This is a genomic window from Acidibrevibacterium sp. (genome assembly GCF_049965395.1).
Lineage (GTDB): Bacteria > Pseudomonadota > Alphaproteobacteria > Acetobacterales > Acetobacteraceae > Acidibrevibacterium > Acidibrevibacterium fodinaquatile.
In genome coordinates, this window is sequence record NZ_JBMFWJ010000007.1 from 1 (window position 1) to 5,537 (window position 5,537).

Below are 5,537 nucleotides of genomic sequence, written 5' to 3' on the forward strand. Positions count from 1 at the left end.
GGACGGCGCGCAGCAGATCGATCTGCGCTGTGGTTTCCACCCCTTCGGCGGTCACCGAGAGGCCGAGGCCCTGGGCCAGCGCCGAAATTGCGCGAACGATCGTTGCGGCGTCGGCACCGTCGGCGAGGCGCGAGACGAAGGCACGATCGATCTTCAATTTGTCGAAAGGGAAACGGCCAAGATAGCTGAGACTGGAATAGCCGGTGCCGAAATCATCGAGGACGAGGCCGACGCCAAGCGCCTTGAGCGCAACGAGTTGCGCCCGAGCGCGTTCGGTATCATCGATCAGCACGCCTTCCGTGAGTTCGAGTTCGAGCCGTTCCGGCGCGAGCCGAGTGCGGGCAAGAGTTTCGGTCACGGTGCCGACGAGATCATCGGCCCGGAACTGCACCGGCGAGAGATTGACCGCGACGTAAAGCGCGTCCGGCCAATTGGCGGCCTCGGCGCAGGCGGTTTCCAGAACTTGGCGGCCGATCGCGCCGATCAGGCCACTTTCCTCGGCCAACGGGATGAAGCGGCTCGGCGCCGTCCAGCCACGATCCTTCTGAAACCAGCGGAGCAACGCCTCGAACCCGCACAGGGTTTGGCCATCGATCGCGTAGATCGGCTGATAATGGAGCTTGAACGCACGATTTTGCACGGCGAGGCGAAGATCGCGTTCCATTCTCCGGCGCACCCGCAATTCGCTTTCCATGGCCGGCTCGAAAATGCGGATGGCGGTCCGTTCGTCACGCTTGGCCCAAAACAGCGCGGTATCGGCGCTGCTCATCAGCGCGGTGACGGTTTGGCCGTGCTGCGGCGCGAGGGCGATGCCGATCCGCGCGTTGATCTGCACCGACTGGCCGGAAATCTCGAACGGCTCGGCGAGGGAAGCTCGCAGCGTCTCGGCCATCGTGACGGCAACGCTGCCTTGACGCCCGGGCGGCAGGGCGATCGCGAATTCATCGCCGCCGAGCCGCGCCACGTGCCCTTCGCCCTTTGCGTCTTGTCGCACCAGTGCAACGAGACGCCGCGCGACGATGCGCAGCAACCCATCGCCGATATCATGCCCATAGAGGCCATTGACGAATTTGAACCGGTCGATATCGAGGAGAAGAAGGCCGACGAAAGCACCGGATTCGTCGGCGCGGGCCAGGAGATCCTTGAGCAGGCCGAGGAATTTCACGCGATTGGGAAGCCCGGTCAGCGGGTCATGGCGGGCGAGGTGCTCGATTCGCGCTTGTGCCTGCTTGCGCTCAGAAATGTCGCGAATGGCGGCGACCGTCGCGGGTTGGCCGCCATGCAGGATCGGGCGCGAGAGCACTTCGGCGATGCGGCGCGTGCCATCCGGAAGCACGATTTCGAACTCGTCGACCCGGTTTGGCTTCATCGCGAGGCGTTCGCGAACCAGGAACTGCGAAGAAAGTGAGACGAAATCAAGAACATGGCCACCGATCAGGGCTTCCCGGGGCTGGCCGACGATAGCGGTGAGGGCGGTGTTGACATCGAGGATGATGCCGTCGCGGTGGATGAGCAGCCCCTCGAACGCGGAATCGGCGAGTTGGCGCAGCCGCTGTGCTTCCTCGGCACGGCGAAGCACGAAACGGACATCGACCACGGTGACGACGGCGCCAAGCAACAAGATCAGCAGCGCGACACCGCCGAGCACAATGAAGATCTGCACGAAACCCGGCAGATCGACAGTGTTGCCAGCCGCAGCCTTCGCGGCCAGGGAGGGGGAGGCGGCGAGGCCGGTGAAATGCATCGCGACCACCGCAAGTGCGAGCATCGCGCCGCCGAGCATGATAAAGGAAGGCTGCCCGCGCGAGCGGCTCCAAAGCGAGAATGCGCCGAGCGTGCCGGTGACCGCTTCAACGAGCGATAGCCCGAGCAGCCACGGCGCATCCGCGAGCCGCGTCGCCGAGGTGAACACGACGTGGCTGAGCAGCGCGACACCCCAGATGCCAGTGCCGCACGCGGTCGCCGCCGCCAGCAGCCAGGCGAGGCGCCGCCGGCCATGGCTTGCCATGGCGCGAAAGAACATCACCAGCGCGAGCGGGCAGAGCGCAATCGAGATCGCGAGCGAAAGGCTGGAGAGCAGCAGATCGCGATCCGATGTCACCCCCGCGATGAGCCAGCGCATGCCACCTCCCGACTATGCCATTTTGTCATGGTAGACCATCGAGTGCCCGGGAAGGTTAACGGATAACCTTGGCATGGATTGAGAAATCCGATAGGGACTCAAACGGAATTCTTCGCATATCGACCGTCCGGCAGGAGACAGGGGGATCAAATTCTCGTGAAAATACGCAATTGCGAGCCGCCCCGGCAATGCCGCGCGCAAAAAATCACCAAGCCCCAGAGGAGGCACGCCGCGCCATGACCAACGCTCTGCCAGGCGACACCGCACCCGAGATTTTCGCCGATCCATCCGTCATTCCCCCTGGCATTCCCCCTGGCCGGCGAGCGTTGCTGTTGGCGCCGCTGCTGGCTGCGCTCCCGGCGATGTGGGCGGGCAGCGCCGCTGCGAGCCCGATCGACCCGAGCGAGACCATCCTGCGCCTGCCAGAGCAGATCGCGTTTCAGCCGCAGCCAGGGTTTCCGCCGCGTTCGGTCGAGATGGCGCCGCTCTGGGGCGCGAGCACCGAACCCGGGCTCTATTTGGTACTCATCAAATGGTATCCCGGCTACATGAGCGCGCCGCACACCTATCTCACCGATCGACTCTGCGTCGTTCTCTCGGGCACCTGGATGATCAATAGCGGCGCCGATTTCGACCCCGACCAGACGGTCGCGGCGCCGGCCGGGAGCTTCGTCCGCCGCGTCGCCGGCACACCGCATTATGACGGTGTCAAGCGCGGGATGAAGGAGCCGGCGGTAATCGCGCTCTGCGGCCTCGGGCCGGGCGGGCTGAAATGGCTCGATCCCAGCAAGCCGGGATGGCGAGCGGTATAAGCCGCGGTTCGGCACCCCGCCGCCTGCCCCGTTAGACGTCGTTGTCGCTTTCGGCACCGATGGCGGCACGAATCAGGCCGCGGTGGCTAGGCGCGTCGATGAAAGCGAGGATTTCCGCAACCAGCCTGTCCTCGCCATAGGCAGCCCGCACTTGCGCGACGCGCGCGGCAAAGACACCGCCCTCGGGGCCGAACAGGATGCGGAAAGCGCGGCGCAGGCGGTGGATTTCGGCCCGCGGCACGCCGGTGCGCTTGAGCTTGACGAGATTGAGGCCGGCGAGCCGGGCGCGGTTGCCGATCACGCTGCCGAACGGGATGACATCGGCCTCGACGCCGGAGACGCCGCCGACCATCGCGCCGCGGCCGATGCGCACGAACTGATGCAGGGCCGCGGCGCCGCCGATCACCGCCCCGTCACCGATCTCGACATGTCCGCCCATCACCACGTTGTTGGCAATGATCACCCCGTCGCCGATGGCGCAGTCATGCGCGACATGGGTGACTGCCATCAGTAGGCAATCGGCACCGACGCGGGTGATACCGGCGCCGGTCACCGTGCCGCGATGGATGGTGCAGTGTTCGCGAATCTGGGTGCGCGCGCCGATCACCGTCTCGGTCGCTTCGCCGCGATATTTGAGATCTTGGGGCGCGAGGCCGACCGTGCAAAACGGATAAAGAATGGCGCCGGCGCCAATACGTGTCCTGCCTTCGACCACCACATGCGAAACCAGCCTGGCGCCGTCCTCGATGACGGCGCCCGCGCCCACCGAGCACCAGGGACCGATCTCGACCCCGTCGCCGATCTCGGCACCGGACGCGATCAGCGCGCGGGGATGAATGCCGCTCACGCCGCGCGCTGGTCCATGATCATCGCGGTAAAGGTCGCCTCCGCGACGGTCACCCCGTCAACCCGCGCGACTGCCGCGAATTTCCACACATTGCCGCGGTTACGCTGCTTCTCGACATGGATGCGGAGCTGATCGCCAGGGGCGACCGGGCGGCGGAATTTGGCGCCTTCGACCGACATGAAATAGACCAGCTTGCCGGCCTCCTCCGGCCCCAGCGTTCCCACCACCAGAACCGCCGCGGTCTGCGCCATGCTTTCGATGATCAGAACCCCGGGCATCACCGGCCGGCCGGGGAAATGCCCCTGGAAGAACTCTTCATTGGCGGTGACGTTCTTGATTCCGATCGCCGAGACATTGGGAAATAGCTCAACCACGCGGTCGATGAGAAGGAAGGGGTAACGATGCGGGATCGCACGCATGATCCCGGCAATATCGATCACCATTCCCCGGGACGCCGCCTCGGCCACGGCAGTATTTTCCTTCAAACCTGCATCCATGGGCGTTTCTCTATCCGTTTCCCTCGTCTCGTTCCACCAGCGGCGGGGAGTGGCTCACCGCGCGGCCGTCACGCTTCGGTCTCCGCAGCACTGCTCTCGGCGTCAGCGCGGGCCGTTTTACGCTTGCCGGTCTTGGCGAGGCGGCGCAGAGTCGCGACCTCACGGAAAAAGGTCGAGACCGGCTGCGCCGGGCTGCCGACGACACTGGCTCCGGCCGCGACATCCGCCATCACCCCGGCCTGGGCGCCGATACGCGCCTTGCGGCCGATGTGCAAATGGCCGATCAAGCCGGCTTGACCGCCTGCCATCACGAAATCCTCGAGCACCGTCGAGCCCGAAATACCGGCCTGCGCGACGATAACGCAAGCACGACCAATGCGCACGTTGTGCCCGACCTGCACCAGATTGTCGAGCCGGGAGCCGGCGCCGATGACGGTGTCGGCGACGGAGCCGCGGTCGATCGTGGTGTTGGCACCGATCTCAACATCGTCCTCGATGATCACCCGGCCGATCTGTGGCACCGAGACGAAACCGCTCTCGGTGACGGCGAAGCCGAAACCGTCCTGGCCGATGCGGGCGCCGGGATAAATCGCGACTCGCGCCCCGATCAGGGCGTGGCTGATGCTGACATGAGCGCCGATCCGGCAATCGCGACCGAGGGAGACGCCGGCACCGATCACCGCAAGCGGTCCGATCCGGCAACCGGCGGCGATCTCGGCGCCGGCGCCGATCACCGCGAGCGGCCCGATTTCCACCGCAGCGTCGATCCGCGCTGTGGGATCGATGACAGCGCTCGGCGCGATCCCCGGCACCGCCGGCGGGAGCGGGTGAAAGAGCGACGCAACCCGCGCCCAAGCGAGATAGGGGTCGGGGGTGATGAGGGCGACGGCGCCTTGCGGCACCGCGCTCGCGAGGTCGGGATGGATGATCACCGCGCCGGCCCTGGTCGTGCCGAGCAGGCCGACATAGCGACGATTGTCGAGAAAGCTGACCTCCGTTGGCCCGGCATTTTGCAGCGGCGCGATCCCGGTAAAAAGCCGTGCCGCGATCGCGCTCGCGGCGTGTCCTTCGACCTTGGCGTCTCCGGCGGCGGCGATGGCGGCGATGTTGAACGGCCCGGCGCGCCGGAAAAACCGCGGATCGCCGGCGACTTCCGACACCATGGCCTTACTTGTCGCCGGCCGCGGGCGTGCTCGCGGCGGGTGGCGCCGTGGTCACCGAGACCGCCGGCGCCGGGGCGCCGGCACTTGGCGTTGGCG

General features: G+C 66.2%; 5 protein-coding genes. 1 reads left to right on the top strand and 4 read right to left on the bottom strand.

Annotated features, from left to right (window positions below):
- On the bottom strand, positions 1-2,122 hold a 2,122-nt coding region (locus tag ACP5M5_RS03665; protein ID WP_427935614.1), incomplete at its 3' end, for a putative bifunctional diguanylate cyclase/phosphodiesterase.
- A gap of 236 nt (positions 2,123-2,358) precedes the next feature.
- Between ACP5M5_RS03665 and ACP5M5_RS03670 the strand changes: the two genes are divergently transcribed.
- Complete coding sequence (locus tag ACP5M5_RS03670) at positions 2,359-2,934, top strand: cupin domain-containing protein (RefSeq protein ID WP_427935615.1); 576 nt, start codon at positions 2,359-2,361, stop codon at positions 2,932-2,934.
- Between the two features lie 31 nt (positions 2,935-2,965).
- Here the strand turns inward: ACP5M5_RS03670 and lpxA are convergent, their stop codons facing one another.
- The 3 genes from lpxA to lpxD all read right to left on the bottom strand — a co-directional run bounded on the left by lpxA (position 2,966) and on the right by lpxD (position 5,441).
- Positions 2,966-3,781 (bottom strand): acyl-ACP--UDP-N-acetylglucosamine O-acyltransferase, encoded by an 816-nt coding sequence (gene lpxA / locus ACP5M5_RS03675; protein WP_427935617.1) that lies wholly within the window; start codon positions 3,779-3,781, stop codon positions 2,966-2,968.
- Positions 3,778-4,224: a 3-hydroxyacyl-ACP dehydratase FabZ gene (fabZ, locus tag ACP5M5_RS03680; protein WP_427935702.1), complete on the bottom strand. Its 447-nt coding sequence runs from the start codon at positions 4,222-4,224 to the stop codon at positions 3,778-3,780. The genes lpxA and fabZ overlap by 4 nt, the downstream gene beginning before the upstream one ends.
- Positions 4,225-4,346: 122 nt before the next feature.
- The gene (gene lpxD, locus ACP5M5_RS03685; RefSeq protein ID WP_427935618.1) at positions 4,347-5,441 is read right to left on the bottom strand and encodes a UDP-3-O-(3-hydroxymyristoyl)glucosamine N-acyltransferase; all 1,095 of its coding nucleotides are present in this window, start codon (positions 5,439-5,441) and stop codon (positions 4,347-4,349) included.
- Between the last annotated feature and the right edge of the window lie 96 nt (positions 5,442-5,537).

Bases quoted from the DNA above. Each gene is read 5' to 3' on its own strand.
- ACP5M5_RS03670 (WP_427935615.1), top strand. From the start codon at position 2,359: ATGACCAACGCTCTGCCAGGCGACACCGCACCCGAGATTTTCGCCGAT.
- fabZ (WP_427935702.1), bottom strand. From the start codon at position 4,224: ATGGTGATCGATATTGCCGGGATCATGCGTGCGATCCCGCATCGTTAC.
- lpxD (WP_427935618.1), bottom strand. From the start codon at position 5,441: ATGGTGTCGGAAGTCGCCGGCGATCCGCGGTTTTTCCGGCGCGCCGGG.